This is a genomic window from Microbacterium sp. P5_B6, from assembly GCF_056400345.1.
On the sequence record NZ_JBFULL010000011.1, the window covers coordinates 1 to 19,433 of the forward strand.

The window sequence follows — 19,433 nt, forward strand, 5'->3', positions numbered from 1 at the left end:
CTCCCCGGTGAGGTGAGCGTCGATGAATTCAACGAGTCGATTGAGCGCTGCGATCACGGTTCCCCCTTCGACTTCGATCATGCTGATCCGCCTCGAGCCGCACCCTACTATCGCGGTCCGATCCGATCACCGCTCGGCCCGGTGTCGCGAGCGGCCTCGACCAGGTGCGCCAATCTGTGCGTCGACCTCACTGAGCGGGTACCTTCTTTGCAACATGAGCAGCATCGTCAGCATCGAACTCCTGCTCGACCCCGAGACGGAAGAGTTCGTGCGTGCCGATTGGACGCGACTGGTCGAAGCGGGACTCTCGAGCATGGCCGCGCACACCGGCGCGAGCAACAGGCCGCACATCACGCTGCTCGTCCGCGCCACGCTCGATGCCGTGGACTTCACGCACGCCTCCAGGCTGCTTCCGATACCCGTCCAGCTCGGCGAGCCGATCACCTTCCGGCACGGCGATCGAGCGGTGCTGGCGCGAGGAGTCGCGCCGAGCTCGGAACTCCTTGAGTTCCACCGGATCATCCACGAGCTCGCACCGCTGGGCGATGACCTTCCGCACACCACGCCGGGGGAGTGGGTCCCTCACGTGACGCTCGCGCGCAGGCTCCGGGTCGAGGCCCTMCCTGATGCGCGGGCGCTGCTGGGCCCGCCGCGTTCAGCCTCGGCGACCGGGCTCCGCAGATGGGACTCCCTCACGGCGACCGTCACTCCGCTCAACTAACAGTCCCGAACGGAACGCGAGCGTCAGAGCGCTTTGCGCATCTGCTGAGTGACGAGCTCATAGCCGGACGAGCTGTACAGCGAGATGGCGGCACGATTGCGTCCGAACACATTCAGCTCCAGGCCCATTGCTCCCGCTCGCCTCGTCGCGTCCTCGACTGCCGCAAGGAGCGCCCGTCCGAGTCCATTTCCTCGCCGGCTCTCGATCACCTCGATGTCGTAGAGGAACGCGACATCGGGTGTGCCGCGCGGGTGGTCGAGGGCGACCCACGCCCACCCGACGGGTTGACCGTCGGCATCCACCCCTCGAAGCACCAGCATCCGCTCCGTTTCCAGTCCTCGCGGCAGCAGCTGCTCGTTCTCCTCCCGCGCGCGTTGCACTGCTCCCTCTCGCGGCCAGCGGCCGGCGGCGACCTGCTCCTCCGCATAGCCTTCAGCGAGCGTCGACTGCCAGTCGTCATACTCGTCGGGGGTCATCTGACGCACGGTCACCTTCGTCACGCAGCTATGTTTACACGACCGCGCCGGCTGAGGAGGTTCACTTCCACGGTCGCTCGTGCGGGTTCGTCGCAGGGGAGGATGGGACCATGACTCCGCCTCAGCGCCCTGGCATTCGGGTCACGGCGGGGGTCGTGATCCCTGAGTCCGAGCTCTCGTGGCGCTTCTCGCGATCATCCGGCCCCGGTGGCCAAGGGGTGAACACAGCGGATTCCCGCGTGGAGCTCGTATGGGATGCCGCCGGCTCCGGTGCGCTGTCCCCACTCCAGCGCGAGCGAGTCCTCCACCGACTGAGTGGTCGCCTGGTGAGAGGAGTGCTGACGATCGTCGCATCGGAGCATCGTGCGCAGCTTCGCAATAGGGATGCCGCGCGGGCTCGACTGGCCGCCCTGGTCGCTGACGCCCTGCGCCCGGAGTCTCCGACGCGCAGGCCCACGAGGCGCACTCGAGGCTCGAATGAGCGGCGCCTCAAGGCGAAGCAGCGGCGCACCGACACCAAGGGCCTTCGCCGACCGCCCATCGACTGACGAACCCCCTCCGAGGCGATCTGACGCGGCATCCACGCGCACGCGCGAGGGTGCAGGATGGAGCGGCGACAGCATCCGTCGTTCCCTCTGCCAGAGAAGAAGTGCAGCCATGATCGTGCGATTCGAAGAGCTGGACTGGCAGGAGACGCGGATGGGGGAGCTGACACTTCGCCGGCGGGCTGATCCGGCCACAGGTGAGTTGATCTACGAGGTGAAGCTGAAGGACGAGTACCTCATGTCGAGCCTGTTCACCGTGGCCGAGGAGGAGCTGGCGACGCTGGGCCTCGCCGCCGCTGAAGGCGAAGGACTCTCGGTGCTCGTCGGCGGGCTGGGCCTGGGCTATACGGCGGTGACCGCGCTGAACGACGATCGTGTGGCGCGGCTCGTCGTGATCGATGCGCTCCCCGCAGTGATCGGGTGGCATGAGAAGGAGCTGCTTCCGGTATCGGCGCAGCTGGTCGGCGACCCTCGGACGACCCTCGTGCACGACGACTTCTTCGCGGTGATGCGCCGGACGCCAGAGCGAGAAGACGACCGGTATGACGTCATCCTGCTCGATGTCGATCACTCTCCCCGGCATGCGCTCGATCCGAGCCATGCCGACCTCTACACCCCGACCGGGCTCGAATCCCTGGCCCGCCACCTCCGCCCGCAGGGGGTCTTCGCGCTGTGGTCGGACGATCCCCCCGACACGGACTTCATGACCACGCTCTCCTCGGTGCTCGACGACAGCGCCGCTCATTTGGTGTCGTTCGACAATCGCCTCACCGGCGGTACCTCGTCGAACACGGTCTACGTCGCCACTCGCCGCTGACGAGGGGCCGGTCCGAAAGACGAGGCCTCGACGGCGGCTCTCTTGTTGCGCCGATTCCACGCTGATAATGTTCGCCTTGTCGGACGATGTCGTCCGCAGGGGTGCGTTCGAACTTGGGGAGTCTCTCGAGGGATCCGGCCGTTGATCGGCCATTCTTCGAGCGGGCGAAAGGATGCGGCTGATGTCGCTTATCTCGGTCTTCGTCGATGCCGTCAAGAGAGCGTTCGGCCGTAAGCCCACGATCGACATCGAGGACTTTCGCTCATCCGGCGGCACCCTCGGTTCAACCCCTCCGACCGACGCGTTCGACCCRCTGCGCCCGTCTCAACAGACCGGCGCGAACTCTGACGTCAAACCTTCCAGCATCGACGTGGCAAGCGCCGATCCAGAGGAGGGCGGCGAAGTCTTCGGACCCAAGGGCCCGCTGACAACGGAGGGTCCTCCCGCCGCACCCCCATCCCCGTGAGCACGCTCACTTGACGACCCGAGGAGGTCGTGATGGCTACTCGATCCATGGAGCCGGAGGAGTATCAGTTCGCGCTGAGCATCTTCGAACGTGATTTTCCTGTGCGCGATGACATCGAACTCTGTGACGAGACAGGGATCGACGGTCGTCAGTTCGTGCGCCCCACGGTGGTCGGAGATCCCTACAAGATGTACCTCGGCGAGTGGTACGAGGCGCCGCTCGACTTCCGGTCGCACTTCGCGCACGAGCTTACCCACGTCTGGCAGCTGCACCATTTTCCCGTGACGTGGTACGGCTGGCATGCAGTCGCTGACCACGTTCTGGGCGACGACCACGCTTCTTATCTCATCACGTTCGTGGAYGGCCAGGACTTCGGAGACTACGGACTCGAAGAGCAGGCCTCGATTGTCCAGGCGTCGGTCGCGCACTCTGACCCCGTCGTGCACCAGGCGGCGGTTGAGCTGGTCGACCGCACCTTCAAGAGTGCGACGTGGAAGCTCATGATCGGCTCGTCCGGCGCGGACGTTGCGGTCGGCAACGACGGGATCGATGCGCAGGCCATGTGGCTCATCAACACCGGCGGGAGCATCTATCGGTATGCCGTCGACCGCTGGACACCGATGCCCGGCTCAGACGGAGCCGCGATCGCGGTCGGCGGAGGCCGGGTGCTGCTGGTGAACACCGTGGGGAAGATCTATGAGTTCACGGCGGGTGCCTGGCACCAGCTTCCCGGCAGCAGCGGGAGGGACGTTGCCGTCGCCACCGATGGGACGGCCTGGTTGATCAACTCGGCGGGTCGGATCTACTCCATGGTTCCCGGCGCGTCGAGCTGGCATCAGGAGCCAGGAAGCGATGGTTCCCGCATCAGTGCGGGGGCCGAGGTGTGGTTGGTGAACACAGACGGCGAGATGTACCAGTGGGCCGGCGGTTCATGGCAGCGGATGCCGGGAAGCGACGGCCGCGACATCGCCTCCAGTGACGACGGCCACGTCTTCCTCACCAACACCGTGGGCTCCATCTACCACTTCGCCTCGGGTGCCTGGGAGCAGCTCGACGGTTCCGACGGACGCACCCTTTCCGCCGGCGGGGGCACGCTCGTGCTCGTCAACACGGCCGGGGTCATCTATCAGCGCTCGTATGGTGCCGCGAAGCCGGTGAGCGGTCACCACTTCCCGCACGTTGTCAACGTCAACCTCTTCAACGCGTGACCGATGGCAGCTCGCCCGGGCAGTTCGCAGTCCTGGTCCTCGACGGCGATCGGAGCAGCGCCTTCCGGCCCACCCGCGTTATACGCCGTGTGCGCGACCTCGGCAAGCGGGCGCCCAGAGGGCCTCTGTGCCGCACACTGGAGGCATGTGGAAGTTCCTGAAGGCGATCAAGGATCGGGAGTACCGGATCTCGCCGACGACGATGGTGGTCGCCATCGGCGCCGTCGTCTACACGTTCGTGCCGATCGATCTGATCCCCGAGCTCGTGCTCGGGCCGCTCGGTTTCGCCGACGACCTCGGCGTCTGGGGCATCCTGGCCATCCTGTTCGCCCGCGAGCAGCGGCGCTGGCAGGCCGGCCTCGAGTCGAAGTAGCGCGAGGCCGCGCCGTCAGTTGATGATCTCGCCGCGCTCGTGGTTCTGGAGCACAGCGAGCCGGTCCTTCCAGCCCTGCAGCGCCTCCGGTGTCAGCCGAGGCCAGTCGGTGACCTCGCGCACCACCCTGAGGGGTTCGGTGCTCCGGTATGAACGAGTCGGGTTGCCGGGAAACTTCTTGTCGGTCACGTTCGGGTCGTTCTCGAACCAGCCGGTGGGCTCGACCTCGTAGACACGCGGCTCGCCGTCGCCCGCCGCCAGTTCGGCGGCGAGTCCGGCACCCTCCACACGGGCCGTGAAGTAGATGTGGTTCATGACGATCTCGGGCCGATAGTTCGACCGGAAGCCCGCCGTCAGCAGGTCGCCTTCCCGCAGATCGGCTTTCGTGCCATGGAAGAACGGGCCCTCATCCAGCGGTTCGGTCACCGCGACAGCCTAAAGGGACCATGCTCGAGGTGAAAGCCCTATAGAGAGGAGAGACATGCCTGACCACACCGTTCCCGCGGTGCTGACCCACTTGGCCGCGCTGGAGGATCCGCGCGTGCGCGAGGTCAACGAGCGGCACGGCGACGACCACGGAGTCAACCTCAGCAAGCTCCGCGCGCTCGCGAAGGCGATCAAGACCGACCACGACCTGGCCCTCGCCCTCTGGGCCACGGACGACACCCCCGCTCAGCTCGTCGCTCTCCTGATCTGCCGCCCGAGGTCATTTGCGGCCGCAGACCTGGACCGGATGCTGCGCGAGGCGCGGGCGCGAAAGGTCCACGACTGGCTGATCAGCTACGTCGTGAAGAAGAGCCCCCATGTGGAGACACTGCGCCTCGCGTGGCTCGACGATCCTGACCCGACGGTGGCGAGCGCCGGCTGGGCGCTCACGGCCGACGCCGTGGCGAAGCATCCCGAGCTGCTCGATCTCTCCGCCCTGCTCGACACCATCGAAGCCGAGATGAAGTCGGCGCCCGATCGGCTGCAGTGGGAGATGAACAGCACGCTCGCCGCGATCGGCATCCACCACCCGGAGCTGCGCGATCGCGCGGTCGACATCGGCGAGCGCCTCGAAGTGCTGAAGTACTATCCGACACCCCCCAACTGCACCTCGCCCTTCGCCCCGATCTGGATCGGCGAGATCGTGCGGCGCCAGAGCGAGCGGTAACGAGGTCGCGGCCTGTCAAGGCCATCCCTTCGCGCGGTGATTGGCGCGAAGATCGACCCATCGCACGCCGGTGCGTCCGTCGAGAAGGAGGCCGACATGGTGGATTTCACTCCGGAGGAAGAGGGCTCGCGCCCCGGGGAGGCGGTCGTCTTCTGGTCCTGCCTCGGCTTTCTGGCGGTGGGGCTGCTGTACATGATCGCGCTTCCGCTGATGGGGAGGTGACGGCATGCGTTCCATCCGAGACAACGGGCTGAGCCTCTTCTTCGGCGCTCTCTTCCTTCTCACGCTCGTGGGGCAGGCGATCGCCGGGTACTTCGAGAACAATGAGCAGCTGAGTCAGCACGGGATGCCGCTCGAGACGTTCGGTGCTTTTCTCACGTCGTCCGACTTCACGGTGGACGTCGCCGAGAACTGGCAGTCCGAGTTCCTCCAGTTCTTCCTCTTCATCGCCGCCACCATCTGGTTGGTGCAGCGCGGTTCGCCCGAGTCGAAGAAGCCGGGCGACGAGGGCCCGGGTGATGACGAGGAGCAGATGGTGGGGGAGTATGCCGACTCAGGATCGCCGGCGTGGGCGAGGGCCCGCGGCATCCGTCAGGTCATCTACTCGAACTCGCTGCTCATCGTCATGGGCGTGCTGTTCCTGCTGTCGTGGCTCGCGCAGTCGCTCGGCGGTGTGAACGTCATGAACGAGGAGAACGCAGAGCACGGGATGCCGGCGATGACGTGGCTCGAGTACCTCGCGTCGCCGGACTTCTGGTCGCGCACGCTGCAGAACTGGCAGTCGGAGTTCCTCGCGGTGGGTGCGATGATCGCGCTCTCGATCTATCTGCGCCAGCGGGGATCGAGTGAGTCCAAGCCGGTCGGCGCACCGCACAACGTGTCGTCGATGTCGTCCGAGTGAGACAGGGACCCACCCAGGAGGAACACCTTCACTCAGACGGATGCCGTGGGCTGMAGCCCACGGCATCCGTCGTGTGGTGAGCGCGAGCGCTCCGCTGAATGACTAGTACTCGGAGATCTCGGCGACGGTCTCGCCCACGTCCTGAGCCGCGAGCGAGAGAGCGATGTCGGCCTGGCTGATGATGCCCACCAGGTCGTGGCCGTCGATGACAGGAAGGCGGCGCACCTGATAGCGCTTCATGACTTCGAGCGCCTCTTCGATGTCATCGTCTGCGCCGATGGTGACCGGCTTCCCCTCGGCGAGCGACCCCGCCGTCGTGCTCGCAGGGTCTCCACCCTGGGCGAGGCATTTGACGACGATGTCCCGGTCGGTGACCATGCCCTTCAGCCGCTTGTCCTCGCCGCAGATGGGCAGGGCTCCGACATCCAGCTCTGCCATCAGCCGGGCGGCGTCGACGAGCGTGTCATTCTCACCCACGCAACGCGGACCCGGGGTCATGATGTCCTTTGCGACTGTCATCTTTCCGCTCCAATCAGTTGGGCTGTCGACGCTACGGAGGCGGATGCATCGAACGCAGGGGCTTGACACTGCCGGATGCTCCGCTTATCCCCGCGTTCGCACCGGCCGTCAGCGATTCAGCGTCGAAGGCTCTGCGACGGATGCTCGCCGAACTCTGCGAGGTACTGCTGCGCGAACCGCCCCGAGTGCGCAAAACCCCAGCGCAGGGCAGTATCGCGCACCGTGAGGTTGACGTCCTGGCTGCTGAGCAGCTGCTCGCGGGCGAGGCGAAGCCGCAGTCTGCGGAGGAACTGCATGGGGGTCAGGTCGAACCTGCGCCGGAATGCCGCCTGCAGCGACCGGGTCGTGGTGCCGGCAGCCACGGCGACATCACCGACGGTGATCGGCTCCGCTGCGTGCGCCTCCATGAATGCGACGGCGAGTCGAAGCTGGCGGTGCGCGATCGCGGTGTCGGTGCGCGTCTCGAGATCGACGAGCGGGTAGGTGGCCAGCATCGAGACGGCCGCCTGGCGGATCACCCGTGCTCGAAGGAGGGGAGCTGACTGCACCGCACTCTCGGTGAGCAGAGTGCCCTCGAGCAGCGCGAGCGTCTCCGCCGCCAGCACCGGGCTTCTTCGCCGCGCATTGATTCCGTCGAAGCGGAGGCACTCAGGCGGTTCGCCCGTGAGCGACTCCGCAACGTCGCGCAGGTAGCGCTCGGTGAAGCCGGCCGTGCGCAGGTGGGCGCCCGAGAACTCGACCCGCATCTCGTGGCCGGGCGGAATAAGAAAGGGGACGGACCCTGATCCTCTCTCGTCTCCCACCCGCCACTGGTGTCGGCCGCGCACGGCATGGGCGATCATGACATCGGCGAAAGCATCCGTGCCGGATCGCACTCTTCCGCTGAAGCGCAGCGACGCCACCGACGCCGTGCCATCCGCGAACGCCAGCATCTCGTAGGCGAAGCCGCCCTGCCGCGATGCGGAAAGGTCCATCTCGGCGCCATAGAACTCGCTCATGGCGCGCTGCGCGTCATCGACGTCGTCCGTCCGGGCTCGCCGGCGATTGACCTGCCTGCCGGCGCTCATCGGGGCGTCCCGGCGGTCTTCGGCAACGGGTGGACCCGGCATCCCGTGGATCGCCGGTGGCGCCGGTCAGTCCTCGGCGATGGCCTGGCCCGCGAGTGCCACATCTGCCGGCTCGGGCACGACGTAGAGGCCGCTCGGAGAGTTCGCGCTGAACATGAGCGCGTCCAGCCAGGCCCGGTTGAGGTGGGGCGAGCGACTGCCATGGAATTTGAACACGAGGTGCGCATGCGGATGGACCCACACGCTCGTGCGGCCTCCGCCCGAGCCCAGCTCATCGCGCCAGGTGAAGAAGAACGGCTCGCTGCGGCGCAGCTTCGTTCCCATGACCACCTGCAGATGCGCCAGAACTCTGTCGTCGAATTCGATCCGTGCCGTGTCCTCGTACATGAAACGTCCCATGGAGCCTCCCGCGCTATGTTCACGCACACGTCGCAATCGGGCCCTCGAGCAGTCCACCAAGCGCAAGCGCGATCCACTGCGCGAGGTCGTGAGGCGGTCAGGGCGCTCGCAGGCATCGAAAACACCGGCATGTCCCTCCTCGTTCCGCTCAACGCGCGACCACCGTCTCCCGAGGCCGCGGTTCGGGTCGACGGGGTTGACTTCTCGCGACAGCCGCCCCCTTGTCCTCGTGGACGCGTGAGTTACCCCGACACCCAGTGAGTGTCAAGGGCGTATTGCTCAGGACCGGAGGAGCGGATGCTGGAATCTCACCACCGGTTCAGGATCGGAGAAGCGCGGATGCGGGAACAAGAGCGGATGCCGCAACGGGAAGCCGGTCGGCGGCTCACCCCGAGCGAATCCTGCGCATGGCGCGCTCGCCGTCCTCGTCAGGGAGGACGGTCATGGGAAAGCTGATCTACGAAGGGACCGTCAGGGTCGATTTCGACGACCGGACACTGGCGCATCTGCAGCTGGTGATCGGCTCCAAACTCCGTCGTGGCGAGCCTTTCCATTTCACATGGAAAGACGACGCCAGCATCGGCGACGGCCGCACCTCCGTGTGGCTTCACCCGCGCTGCTCCCTCGTGTACAGGTTCTACGGTGGGCGCAGCCCACGCCTGAACGCCGCGTGGATCGACGCGCTCGCCTACACCGCGAACTCGCCCGGCGGGCTCTATCTCGTGCCCGAACCAGCCCAGATGAGTCGACCCGAGCCGGTCGGCGAGCACGCCTCTTCACTCTGAGCCTTCGCTCGGCCTCCCCGCCCGCAGAGCGAGGATCGGCAGCGGCGGCGGGGTTCCTGGACGGCCGTGTCAGCCCTTCACGCCTCCCGCGCTGATCCCGTGGATGATCTGCTTCTGAGCGAGGAAGAAGACGATGATCATCGGGGCCGTGGCGATGACGCTCGCCGTCACGATGAGCTCCCAGTGCCACTCGCCCCCGAATCCGAAGGCGTCGACGAGTGATTTGAGGCCGCGGGGGATCGTGAACGTCGAACTGTCGCGCAGATAGATGAGCGCCCGCATGAGGTCGGTCCAGACCGCCTGCACCTCGAACACGAACGTCACCGCGAGTGCGGGCTTCGTGAGCGGCAGGGCGATCCGCCAGAACACCGCCCACGCCGATGCCCCGTCGACCTTCGCGGCGTCGAAGAGATCGCGCGGCAGCCCGAGCATGAACTGGCGCAGGAGGAACACGTAGAACGCGCTCGCGAACAGGTTCTGCGCCCAAAGGGGTACCAGCGTTCCGACGAGTCCGAGTGCGTTCCAGATGAGGAACGTGGGGATCATCGTGACGGCACCGGGGAGCATCATGCTCGCCAGCACAAGGCCGAACAGCGCTCCGCGTCCGCGGAACCGGTAGTGGGTGAACGCCCAGGCCACCATCGCACTCGAGAACGTGACGGTCGTCGCCGCGAGGATCGTCACGATCAGGGTGTTGAGCAGCCAGAGGCCGAGTGGCGCTTCCTGCCACACCGTGACGTAGTTCTCCCACGTGAAGGTCTTGGGGATGAGCCGGTTGTCGAAGACCTCACCGCGCGGCTTGAAGGAGGCGCTCAGGAGCCAGATGAACGGGTAGGCGAAGACGACAGCGAGCAGTGACAGCGCCGCGATGATGAGGGCACGGCGCACCCGCCGCCCGCGTGAGCCGGCGCCGCGTGCTCGCACCGCCCGGGCATCGCTGGTCGACGGCGCCTCCGGCGATGCCGATGCCGAGGCTTCGCCGGTCGGGGTCGGCTCGATCGGCTCCTGGTGGTGCGGCGTCTCAGGTGGCAGAACGCGAGTCATCGACGGTCCTCCCCTTCGTAGTAGACCAGTCGCCGCGACACGATCAGCTGCACGGCGGTCACGACCATGACGAGCGCGAAGAGCACCCACGCCATGGCGGACGCGTACCCCATGTGCAGGAACTCGAAGGCCTGCTGGAAGAGATAGATGGCGTAGAAGAGCGCCGCATCGTTGCTGTACGTCGTATTGCCGGCGCCGAAGAAGGCCGTATAGGCCTCGTCGAATGTCTGCAGGCCGGCGATGGTGTTCACGACGATGATGAAGAAGAGCGCGGGGCTGATCATCGGAATAGTCACCGAGACGGACTGCCGCCAGAACCCCGCCCCGTCGAGACGCGCGGATTCGTACAGCTCCTCGGGGACGCCTTGCAGTGCGGCCAGCAGGATGATGACGGATGCCCCGACGGTCCAGAGGCTCATGATGATGAGTCCCGGCTTCACCCAGGCGCCGTCCGTCGTCCATGCCGGGCCGTTGATGCCGAACCATCCGAGCACAGTGTTGACGAGCCCGTTCTGGCCGTTGAACAGGAGCAGGAAGAAGATGCCGACCGCCACCGGCGGTGTCATCTTGGGAAGGTAGAACAGAGTCCGGAACGTGCCCGCGCTGCGCCCCGCGCGGTTGAGCAGCAGTGCCAGCGCGAGCGACACGATCACGTACAGCGGCACCTGAATGGCGGTGAAGAAGAGCGTGTTCCCGAGGGCCAGCGCGATCTTCGGATCCTGGAGGAGCGTGACGTAGTTCTGGGTGCCGACGAACTGCGGGTTGTTGATGACGTCGTAGTCGGTGAGCGACAGATACACGCTGTAGATGAGCGGCCAGGCGGTGAAGACGAGGAAGCCGACGAGCCACGGGCTCAGGAACAGCAGCGCCGCGGTCACCTCCCGGCGCCGCGCCTGCCGCCGCGACCGGCGGCGCTCCGGGGTGGGCTCAGCAGTCGTGGGCCGAGGCTGGACGAGAGCGTGCGCCGACATGGGTCACTTCTTCTCGGATTCCAGCGATGCCCACGCCTTGTCGAGCGCGGATTGAGCGCTCTTCTGCGCCGTGGCAAGAGCGTCTTCGGGGCTCGCCTTGCCGTTGAGCACCGAGTTGACCGCGTCGAACAGTGCGGACTTGAACTCCGCATCGGCGGGGTTCGCGGGGAGCGAGAACGTGCTGTCGTTCGCCTCGTACATCTTGGCGACCGCGGTGTCCCACGGCTCTCCGCCGGACGTCGTCATGTCGCGGATCATCGCGTCCGCCTTCGCGTTGCCCGTGAGGATGCCGGTGAAAGGCTTGCCTTCGTCGTCGCGGGCCTTGATCCGCGCCTCCGCCGCAGCCTGCCAGGCATCGATCGAGGTCATGGCGCGCGCGAACCGGCATGCCGCCTCGGGATTGCCGCTGCCGCTCGGGATCGCCCACGCCGAACCGGCGGCATAGGCCAGGGTCTTCCCCGAGCGATCGCGCACCGTGTCGAACGCCATGGGCGCGTCGGGTGACACGTCGTTGAGCACGTTCACGTACCACTGCTCCATCGGCATCGCGCCGAGCGTTCCCGACGCGAATTGGTTGCCCTCGCCGAAGAAGTCGGCGGAGTCGCGATACGCCTTGACTGCGCTGAAGCCTCCCTGGTCTTCGTAGATGGATGCTGCCCAGGTGAGCGCTTCGACGACTGCGGCGTTGTCGAGCTGCGCCGTGCGGCCGTCCTTCGAGATGAGATCGGCGCCGTTCGCCTTGGCCCACAGCGGCAGGAATTCCGGCATCTTCGAGTCGTAGCCGATGACCTGGATCCCTCCGCCGCTGCTCTTCGCGAGTGCCTTGTTCGCCGCGGTCACAGCATCCCAATCAGAGCCGTTCACGTCGTCGATCGTGAGTCCGGCAGCCGACAGCAGATCGCTGTTGGCCATCGTCAGCTGGATCGTGTTGAACTCCGGGATGCCGAACACGGTTCCGTCGAGCGTCACCTGCTCGAGGGCTGCCGGCACGAAGTCTCCGGTGGGGATGGCCTCGCCGTCGATGCAGCGGTCCAAGGGGACGATCGCACCCCGGGCGGCGAGCGACCCGATCTGATCGCGGTTCGCGTAGACGATGTCGGGCGGCGTGCCTGTCGCGACGGCGGAGAGGAACTGCTGGAGGTCGAGATCGCCTTCGGCGAGTTTCACCTTCACGTCGCCGAGCTGCTGCTTCGCGTAGTCGAGGCGGCTGGTCGCGACTTCGTCGACGCCCGAGAAGCCCATGACCGACAGGTCGCCCGAGAGCTTGGTATCGGTGCTGTAGTCGGCGTTGGTGTCGCCGGCACCTCCCGTGCCGACCGCGCAGCCGGTCGTGCCGAGGACGGCAGCTGCCGTCGCCGCGGCGAGAATCAGTCGATTTCCTTTTCGCATGATGCACCTCCCTCGCCCCCGAGAAGTGGGCGGTGGGAACAAAATACGAAGCGGTTCGCCGAAGAGCCGAGGGCCTTGACCGGTTCAGGTCTTCAGCGTATGTATGGCCTCGCATTCACTCGTGCGGCGCGTTCGGCGTACGTGAGGGGGGCCACGTTGTCAATGCGTGGACGAATGCTTCTGGCCTATGTCAGTCTTCACCGAAGCTGTCCGGGGGGGCATTCAATGAAGCGAATCGACATCTATTACGGCGGAGACCAATACAGCGTAGGAGGCAGAGAGTTGGAGGCGCTCCAGCGCGAGATCGCAACCGGTCTCGCCTCTGGTGTGCACTGGCTCGAGGTCAACCAGGGAGAGGGTCGTCGACGGCAGGCGTTCCTTCTGCTCACCGCCGGCGTGCCGCTGTCCATCGTTCCGATACCCGACCTCCCGTCCGAGGACGGTGACGTCTGGGACCCCGCCGACGTCTTCGAGACGTAGGGCGCACGGCCTCGCAATCAGCGGTTATTGCGCGGCTTCGAAGGCCTCGAGAACGGATGCGGGAATCCTCCCGCGCTCTGAGACCTTGTAGCCGTTCGACTTCGCCCATTCGCGCACGGGGCCGTAATCCTGCTGTCCGTTCCTGCGCCGCTTGCGCTCTGCCGCGGATGCCGCGGCACTCCGGGGACCGCGACTGGTCGAGACGGGGCGGGCTGCGTCGATGTAGGTGGCGAATGCATTGCGCAGTGCCGCAGCATTCTCGTCGCTCACGTCGATCTCGTAGGCGACCCCGTCCAGTGAGAAGAGGACCGTCTCACCTTCTCCGACGTCGAGGACGGTTCCGTCGACATCATCGACGAGCTGGTGCACAATTCTTCGGGCCATGCACCGACAGTACCCGCACAATTGACCGCGGCACTATGCGCACTTCCGATTGCGACAATTCCACTCTGAGAATGAATTCCGGCAGTCGCGGGGGAAGCTCAGGGGAGAAGTCCGGCCCGCCGTGCCGCGAGCACCGCCGCGTGTCGGGTCGAGGCATCCAGCTTCGCCATCGCCGATTGAAGATACGACTTCACCGTCGCCTCTTTGAGCGACAGGCTCGCGGCGACTTCGACATTGGTCCACCCGAGGGCGGCGCCCGCGAGCACGTCGAGCTCGCGGGGCGACAGGCGGGCCTTCACCGCCTGGGTCACCGCCGCGTCGACCTGTGCGAGGGACGACAGCCGGCGCTCGAGACCGCCGAGCCGATCGCGCAGCGCGGGGTCGGCCACCGTCGAGGAGATCGCCCGCAGCTGCGCGTAGGTCTCGCGCAGATCGTCGAGCGCGGCAGTCGAAAGCGTCGCCGACTGCTCGACGGCCGGCACGGCTCGGAGCCGCCGCTCGACCTCGTCACGAACGCGGAGCTCAGTCGCCACCTCTTCGGCTGCCCGGAGTGCCGGTGCGACGGCGGCGTCCGCGACAGGCGACGCCGCAGACCACGACCCGCAGTAGATGACGCCTCGGGACTTGCCCGAGGTGACGATCGGCACGGCGAAGAGCGTCCCGATGCCTTCGCCCAGGATCGGGCCGTCGTAGTCGTGAGTGATGCCGCGGGCCACCCGGTAGTCGAGTGCCAGACGGGGACGAGCTTCGATGAAGGCCTTGCCGCCCAGTCCTCGCCCCGCACGGACGACGAGCCCCTCGAGGTTGTGCGTGCGACTGCCCGTGATCGCCGAGATGTGGATCTCGCCCTCCTGGGCGAGGCCGCCGAACACCACGGGAAATGTGGTGCGGCGCGCGAGGTCGTCTACGGCACGCTCCATCAGGAGAGTGTCCGCTCCATCGCTCATGGGTGGGATCACGCACCACCTGCTTCCATCGAACCGGCACGACGTCGTGATCGGTAGCGATGACATTATCACCGGCCACACGGGCTCGCCTTTACGCAGACCGCGACGGGAACGGACGGATCGATGGCCGCGACCGGAACCTGCTCCGCTGACACGCGGTGCGGCCGTAGAACGCGCCGCGGCCGGCCTACCCGGCCGCGGCGCGTTCCAGATCGAGGAGGTGCCGCTTGACCTCGGGTCGCCCCCCGTATTCACCGAGCGACCCGTCGGCGCGCACCACGCGGTGAACAGGCACGATGATCGAGAACGGCGTCGTCGCGCACGCCGTTCCGACCGCACGCGCTGCCCCTGGGCTTCCTGCCGAGATCGCGACTTCGCCGTAACCGGCCGTCTCGCCGTAGGGGATGCGCCGCACGGCTTCGAGCGCCGCCCGACGGAACCCGGTGACCAATCTCCAGTCGAGGTCGACGTCGAACTCGCGCCGCTCGCCTTCGAAGTACTCGTCGAGCTGACGGGCGATATCGCCGCCAGCCTCGTCGTCGGGTACGGGCATGGCATGCACCTGGAGTGCGACGCGAGTGAGTTCGGGGTCGAGCGGCGCCTCCATTGGGTGCAGCGTGATGATGCCTTCAGGGCCCGCGACGATGAGGATCTCGCCGATGGGGGAGGGGTGGACGCGGAACGAGATGTCGGTCATGCGACCATCCTGGCGAGGAGGTGGCGGCGGCTGAGCGCGGCCGCCGGGAATGCGGATGGGAGGTTCTCCGGGGCCCCTGGGGAGGAACGGCTGATCAACCGGCGTGTCGGCAATCCGGCGAAACTCGGACCTGCCTCCCGCGCAGGGCCGAAGCGCCGCATACGCTGGATCGTGTGCGGCGAGCTGACGGAAGCGCCTTGATGGGCGCGGAGGACCACGTGCCTTCGGCACTCGTGACCCCCGGCGACCTGGGTCTTTCCGAACCAGGAGTGACGGTCATGCACATCGCGGAGCCCGAGCGGGAACGTCTGCGCAGAGAGATCGGGATGCTGGGCGGCGCGTCGACACTGCTGCATTACGCCGACTTTCCCGAGACCGGCATCGAGATCACGAAGGCCCACCCCGGAAGTCTTCCGCAGTTCATCACCGGCCGCTCGACCCTGCTGTCCAATCTCTTCCGCGACGAAGTCGCCCTTCGCACCGCCCGCATGGCCGCGGAGCGCCTGACCGCCAAGAACGTCGAGCTGCGCACCGCCCGCGGGCTGGATGCCGTGCGGCTGGGTGTCGGCCTGGCGTCGTGGCGCATCGGCGGGCTCTCGTGCACGGCGCCGGTGCTGCTGCGTCCTCTCGCGATCCGGCGGCATCACGCGGACTTCGAGCTCAAGCTGCACGGCGCCTTCACGGTCAATCCGGAACTGGTGCGGGCCCTCCGCACCCACTTCGGGATCGAGCTCGACGGCGCGTCCCTCGCGGCCCTCGCCTCGGAGGGCGGCGTCTTCAAGCCGCAGCCCGTCATCGATCACCTGCGAGCGCTCACCGCGTCGATCGAGTCGTTCACGGTCCAGCCGCGGCTGGTCGTGTCGAGCTTCGCCGACGTCGGCGGCCCCATGTCGCGCGATGCCGCGAATCTCGATCACCCCATCCTCAATGCGCTCGCGGGCCACCACGACGACCGAGAGCGGCTGACGACGCGCCGAGACGTGCCGCTGCGGACGAACCCCGACGAGCGGCCGCCGGCATCCGATCTCCTCCTTCTCGACGCCGATGCCGAGCAGGAACGCGTCCTCACCCGCATCGTCGCGGGCCAGTCGCTCGTGATCCACACGCTTCCCGGCACGGGCGGCACCCAGACGGTCATCAACGCCGTCGGAGCTCTCGTCAAGGACGGCAAGCGGGTGCTGATCGTCAGCGCACGCCGATCGACACTCGAGGGGGTGCGCCACCGGCTCGCGAGCATCGGGCTCTCGGGACTGGCCGTCTCCCCGCGCGATCTCCAGCGCGACCTCATCCGGGCGATCACGCGCAATGAGAAGGCGGAGCAGCCCAAGGTCTCCGACATCGACGACGCTCTCGTGCGGCTGCGCGGTGTCCTGCGGGACTACCGCGGCGCCGTCACGCGCCGCCATGAATCGCTCGGGGTGTCGATGCTCGACATCCTCCGCACACTCGCCGGTCTCTCCTCCCGCGAGCCCGCTCTCGAGACGGCCGCCCGCTTCGACCTGGCGACGCTCGAGGGTCTCGCCCGCGGACGAGCGGATGCCGCAGCCACACTCGCCGCGGCGGCTCGGCTCGGCGAGTTCAAGGTCGGGCCCGGCGAGTCGCCCTGGTACGGCGTGAGCTTCGCGACCACCGAGCAGGCTCGCGCCGCCCACGGTCTCGCCGGAGCTCTTCATCGCCGTGATCTTCCCGCACTGCTCGAGCGCGCCTACGAGCTCATCGGGCAGACGCGGATGCGCCCGTTCCGCACGATCACCGAGCTCGGTGCGTATCTGCGTGTCCTGCAGGGCATCCGCGACTCGCTCGACCGCTTCAGCCCGACGGTCTTCGAGCGCCCGCTCGATGAGCTGATCCAGGCGCACGGCCCACGCCGCGAGGCTCCCCACCTCACCGGAACGCGCCGCCGGCACCTCCGCCGTCTCTCTCGGGAGTACGTGCGTCCGGGCGTCCACATCGCCGACATGCACGAAGCCCTGCTGCGTGTGCAGCAGCAGCGCGCCGAGTGGCAGAAGCACGTCGACGTCGGCGTGGTGCCCGAGCTCCCGCTCGGTCTCGGCGACGTGCACGTGGCATGGCAGCGAGTGGAGGCCGACCTCGGCCAGCTCGACGGCATCCTCGGCCGCAAGGACGCGGCCAGGCTCGCGACGCTGCCGATTCCCGCACTCGTCCGCACCCTCGCCGGCCTCGCGGCCCACTCCGACGTGTTCGACAACCTCATGGAGCGCGCCGCCCTGCGCAGCGAGCTCGCCGCGCTCGGGCTCGATCCGCTGCTGACCGAGCTCTCGGTGCGCCACGTGCCCGAAGACCGCGTCGGCGATGAGCTGGACTACGCGTGGTGGCAGTCCGCCCTCGAGCACCTGCTGCGCACCGACCGCGCGCTCCTGGGCGCCAACACCGCCGTGGTGGATCGCCTCGAGCGCGACTTCCGGCTGGTCGACGAAGCCCATGCCGCAGCATCCGGCCCTCTGCTGGCCGCCCAGCTGGCGACCCAATGGCGGATCGGGATCGTCGATCATCCTTCGGAGGCGGCCGCGCTGAAGCGCGCGCTGAAGGAGGGTGTGGCGGACCCCGCGCTGCTGAGCGCCTCGGCTCCGACCCTGCTCCGCGCGCTCGCGCCCGTGTGGCTCGCCTCTCCGTATGATGTGCCCGCCATTCCCGAGGAACCCTCTTTCGACGTCGTCGTGATCGCGGATGCCGGCGCCCTGTGCCTGGCGGAGGCGGTGCCCGCTCTGCGCCGCGCCGAGCAGGTCGTCGTCTTCGGCGATCCCGTCACACAGAAGCCCACCCCGTTCCGGGTCGCGACCAGTGTGAGCCGAACGGATCCGATCGAGGAGGAGGGCGCGGCGTTCGATGAGACGAGTGTTTTCGAGCGCCTCGCGGAGCTGCTTCCGGTGGAGACCCTGACCCGCAGCTACCGGGCCGGCGGGGAGGACCTCGCGCGGCTGGTGAACGACGCCTTCTACGGCGGTGAGCTGGTGTCGCTGCCCTGGGCGGGCTCGTACCTCGGCCGCGGGAGCCTCAGCGTCGACTACGTCGAGGGAGGGGTGGGCGCCCCTGATCCCGTCACGGGCGCGGTCGAGAGCCCGGATGCCGAGGTCAACCGCGTCGTCACCCTCGTCGTCGAGCACGCGATCAACCGCTCCTCCGAGTCGCTCATGGTCGTCACGGCGAGCACGAAGCACGCCGAGCGGGTGCGCGCCGCGGTCGAGACCGCCTTCGCCGGACGATCCGACGTCGCCGACTTCGTCTCGCGCGACACCGCCGAGCCCTTCGCCGTGCTGACGCTCGAGGAGTCCGTCGCCGAGAGCCGCGATCGGGTGATCTTCTCGCTCGGATTCGGCCTCACGCGCCACGGGCGCGTCTTGAGCGACTTCGGCGACCTCTCCACGCCGGACGGCGACAGGCTGCTGACCGTTGGCATGACACGCGCCCGCCGCTCGATGGTGATCGTCTCGTCCATCCGTCCGTCCGCGTTCGACGACGGGCGACTGGACCACGGCGCGGCGACGCTCATGTCGATCCTCGGCGGCGTCGCCTCGCGCTCCCGTGAGGCCCGGCTCGAGGATCTCGCCGATCCGCTCACGCGCGCTCTCGCCCACGAGCTGCGGGCTCTCGGCGTCTCGGTGGATGTGCACTACCGAGGACTCCTGCCTCTCGTCGCGCAGTACGACGGCAAGGCCGTCGTGGCCGAGATCGATCCTGAGACGCAGGGTGAATCGCTCCGCGAGGCGCTGCGCCTTCGGCCCCAGATCCTGCGGCGTCTGGGCTGGCACTACGTCCGGGTGCACGCGTTCGATCTCTACAGCGACCCGGCCGCAGTGGCATCCCGCATCGCGGCGCTTTTGGGAGTGGCGCCCGAGGCGGCCATCGCCGAGACCGACACCCAGCCGTTCGATGTCCGGGAGTGACCGTCAGCGGGTCGAGCGCGTCCCCGGCAGTCGCCGCGCGAAGCTGACACCGGCACCGGGCACGACAGGCGAGCCGGCGCCCGCGGACGAGAACGCTGAGATGCCGGCGACGGACGCCGCATCCGGCTCTGAGAAGGGTCCGAACGACGACCGCATGCGGCGGGACGTGCCGCCGCACTGGTGAGC

23 protein-coding genes are annotated in these 19,433 nt (G+C 67.5%); 12 read left to right on the forward strand and 11 right to left on the reverse strand.

Annotated elements, in window-relative coordinates; genetic code table 11:
• Positions 1–214 precede the first annotated feature (214 nt).
• A complete protein-coding gene (locus tag AC1DP3_RS14335; protein WP_477294389.1) occupies positions 215–721 on the forward strand; it encodes a 2'-5' RNA ligase family protein in 507 nt (168 codons plus the stop codon).
• Between the two features lie 23 nt (positions 722–744).
• On the opposite strand, the gene AC1DP3_RS14340 is transcribed toward AC1DP3_RS14335, so the two are convergent.
• A complete protein-coding gene (locus AC1DP3_RS14340; RefSeq protein ID WP_477294391.1) occupies positions 745–1,221 on the reverse strand; it encodes an N-acetyltransferase family protein in 477 nt (158 codons plus the stop codon).
• Between the two features lie 86 nt (positions 1,222–1,307).
• Here AC1DP3_RS14340 and arfB point away from each other — a divergent pair, with 86 nt between their 5' ends.
• From arfB to AC1DP3_RS14360, 4 genes are all read left to right on the forward strand, one after another.
• The gene (gene arfB / locus AC1DP3_RS14345) at positions 1,308–1,745 is read left to right on the forward strand and encodes an alternative ribosome rescue aminoacyl-tRNA hydrolase ArfB (RefSeq protein WP_477294393.1); all 438 of its coding nucleotides are present in this window, start codon (positions 1,308–1,310) and stop codon (positions 1,743–1,745) included.
• 109 nt (positions 1,746–1,854) lie between these two features.
• Positions 1,855–2,559, forward strand: coding sequence for a spermidine synthase (locus tag AC1DP3_RS14350; RefSeq protein WP_477294396.1), 705 nt, complete (start codon positions 1,855–1,857; stop codon positions 2,557–2,559).
• 498 nt (positions 2,560–3,057) lie between these two features.
• Positions 3,058–4,233: a tectonin domain-containing protein gene (locus AC1DP3_RS14355; RefSeq protein WP_477294398.1), complete on the forward strand. Its 1,176-nt coding sequence runs from the start codon at positions 3,058–3,060 to the stop codon at positions 4,231–4,233.
• Between the two features lie 145 nt (positions 4,234–4,378).
• Positions 4,379–4,606, forward strand: coding sequence for a DUF1232 domain-containing protein (locus AC1DP3_RS14360; protein ID WP_477294400.1), 228 nt, complete (start codon positions 4,379–4,381; stop codon positions 4,604–4,606).
• 15 nt (positions 4,607–4,621) lie between these two features.
• On the opposite strand, the gene arr is transcribed toward AC1DP3_RS14360, so the two are convergent.
• Complete coding sequence (gene arr, locus AC1DP3_RS14365) at positions 4,622–5,032, reverse strand: NAD(+)--rifampin ADP-ribosyltransferase (RefSeq protein WP_477294402.1); 411 nt, start codon at positions 5,030–5,032, stop codon at positions 4,622–4,624.
• A gap of 55 nt (positions 5,033–5,087) precedes the next feature.
• Between arr and AC1DP3_RS14370 the strand changes: the two genes are divergently transcribed.
• From AC1DP3_RS14370 to AC1DP3_RS14380, 3 genes are all read left to right on the forward strand, one after another.
• Positions 5,088–5,759 carry a DNA alkylation repair protein gene (locus AC1DP3_RS14370; RefSeq protein WP_477294404.1) on the forward strand — a complete coding sequence of 224 codons (672 nt, stop codon included), beginning with the start codon at positions 5,088–5,090 and terminating at the stop codon, positions 5,757–5,759.
• 96 nt (positions 5,760–5,855) lie between these two features.
• The gene (locus AC1DP3_RS14375; RefSeq protein ID WP_477294406.1) at positions 5,856–5,981 is read left to right on the forward strand and encodes a hypothetical protein; all 126 of its coding nucleotides are present in this window, start codon (positions 5,856–5,858) and stop codon (positions 5,979–5,981) included.
• Positions 5,982–5,985: 4 nt separating this feature from the next.
• The gene (locus AC1DP3_RS14380) at positions 5,986–6,660 is read left to right on the forward strand and encodes a DUF6766 family protein (RefSeq protein ID WP_477294408.1); all 675 of its coding nucleotides are present in this window, start codon (positions 5,986–5,988) and stop codon (positions 6,658–6,660) included.
• 102 nt (positions 6,661–6,762) lie between these two features.
• On the opposite strand, the gene AC1DP3_RS14385 is transcribed toward AC1DP3_RS14380, so the two are convergent.
• The 3 genes from AC1DP3_RS14385 to AC1DP3_RS14395 all read right to left on the reverse strand — a co-directional run bounded on the left by AC1DP3_RS14385 (position 6,763) and on the right by AC1DP3_RS14395 (position 8,645).
• Positions 6,763–7,179: a CBS domain-containing protein gene (locus tag AC1DP3_RS14385; RefSeq protein ID WP_477294410.1), complete on the reverse strand. Its 417-nt coding sequence runs from the start codon at positions 7,177–7,179 to the stop codon at positions 6,763–6,765.
• Between the two features lie 116 nt (positions 7,180–7,295).
• Positions 7,296–8,246: a helix-turn-helix domain-containing protein gene (locus AC1DP3_RS14390; protein WP_477294412.1), complete on the reverse strand. Its 951-nt coding sequence runs from the start codon at positions 8,244–8,246 to the stop codon at positions 7,296–7,298.
• Positions 8,247–8,312: 66 nt separating this feature from the next.
• On the reverse strand, positions 8,313–8,645 hold the full coding sequence (locus AC1DP3_RS14395) for a DUF7882 family protein (protein WP_477294414.1): 333 nt from the start codon (positions 8,643–8,645) through the stop codon (positions 8,313–8,315).
• Positions 8,646–9,088: 443 nt separating this feature from the next.
• Between AC1DP3_RS14395 and AC1DP3_RS14400 the strand changes: the two genes are divergently transcribed.
• Complete coding sequence (locus AC1DP3_RS14400) at positions 9,089–9,430, forward strand: DUF7882 family protein (RefSeq protein ID WP_477294416.1); 342 nt, start codon at positions 9,089–9,091, stop codon at positions 9,428–9,430.
• A gap of 69 nt (positions 9,431–9,499) precedes the next feature.
• Here AC1DP3_RS14400 and AC1DP3_RS14405 read toward each other — a convergent pair whose 3' ends face one another.
• From AC1DP3_RS14405 to AC1DP3_RS14415, 3 genes are read right to left on the reverse strand one after another with little or no spacing between them, the layout of a single operon-like run.
• Entirely contained in the window at positions 9,500–10,474 is a 975-nt protein-coding gene (locus AC1DP3_RS14405; protein WP_477294418.1) for a carbohydrate ABC transporter permease, read from the reverse strand.
• Entirely contained in the window at positions 10,471–11,445 is a 975-nt protein-coding gene (locus AC1DP3_RS14410; RefSeq protein WP_477294420.1) for a carbohydrate ABC transporter permease, read from the reverse strand. The genes AC1DP3_RS14405 and AC1DP3_RS14410 overlap by 4 nt, the downstream gene beginning before the upstream one ends.
• A gap of 3 nt (positions 11,446–11,448) precedes the next feature.
• On the reverse strand, positions 11,449–12,834 hold the full coding sequence (locus AC1DP3_RS14415; protein ID WP_477294422.1) for an extracellular solute-binding protein: 1,386 nt from the start codon (positions 12,832–12,834) through the stop codon (positions 11,449–11,451).
• Positions 12,835–13,059: 225 nt separating this feature from the next.
• On the opposite strand from AC1DP3_RS14415, the gene AC1DP3_RS14420 reads away from it, so the two are divergent.
• Complete coding sequence (locus AC1DP3_RS14420) at positions 13,060–13,314, forward strand: hypothetical protein (RefSeq protein WP_477294424.1); 255 nt, start codon at positions 13,060–13,062, stop codon at positions 13,312–13,314.
• Between the two features lie 24 nt (positions 13,315–13,338).
• Here the strand turns inward: AC1DP3_RS14420 and AC1DP3_RS14425 are convergent, their stop codons facing one another.
• From AC1DP3_RS14425 to AC1DP3_RS14435, 3 genes are all read right to left on the reverse strand, one after another.
• Positions 13,339–13,698, reverse strand: a complete 360-nt coding sequence (locus AC1DP3_RS14425; RefSeq protein WP_477294426.1) for a histone-like nucleoid-structuring protein Lsr2 — start codon at positions 13,696–13,698, stop codon at positions 13,339–13,341.
• A 98-nt stretch (positions 13,699–13,796) separates the two neighbouring features.
• On the reverse strand, positions 13,797–14,618 hold the full coding sequence (locus AC1DP3_RS14430) for a helix-turn-helix transcriptional regulator (protein ID WP_477294428.1): 822 nt from the start codon (positions 14,616–14,618) through the stop codon (positions 13,797–13,799).
• 214 nt (positions 14,619–14,832) lie between these two features.
• Complete coding sequence (locus AC1DP3_RS14435; RefSeq protein WP_477294430.1) at positions 14,833–15,342, reverse strand: methylated-DNA--[protein]-cysteine S-methyltransferase; 510 nt, start codon at positions 15,340–15,342, stop codon at positions 14,833–14,835.
• Between the two features lie 200 nt (positions 15,343–15,542).
• On the opposite strand from AC1DP3_RS14435, the gene AC1DP3_RS14440 reads away from it, so the two are divergent.
• Together AC1DP3_RS14440 and AC1DP3_RS14445 are read left to right on the forward strand one after the other, a co-directional pair.
• Positions 15,543–19,247: an AAA family ATPase gene (locus tag AC1DP3_RS14440; RefSeq protein WP_477294493.1), complete on the forward strand. Its 3,705-nt coding sequence runs from the start codon at positions 15,543–15,545 to the stop codon at positions 19,245–19,247.
• Complete coding sequence (locus AC1DP3_RS14445) at positions 19,234–19,431, forward strand: hypothetical protein (RefSeq protein ID WP_477294432.1); 198 nt, start codon at positions 19,234–19,236, stop codon at positions 19,429–19,431. Before AC1DP3_RS14440 ends, AC1DP3_RS14445 begins: the two co-directional genes overlap by 14 nt.
• Positions 19,432–19,433 lie beyond the last annotated feature (2 nt).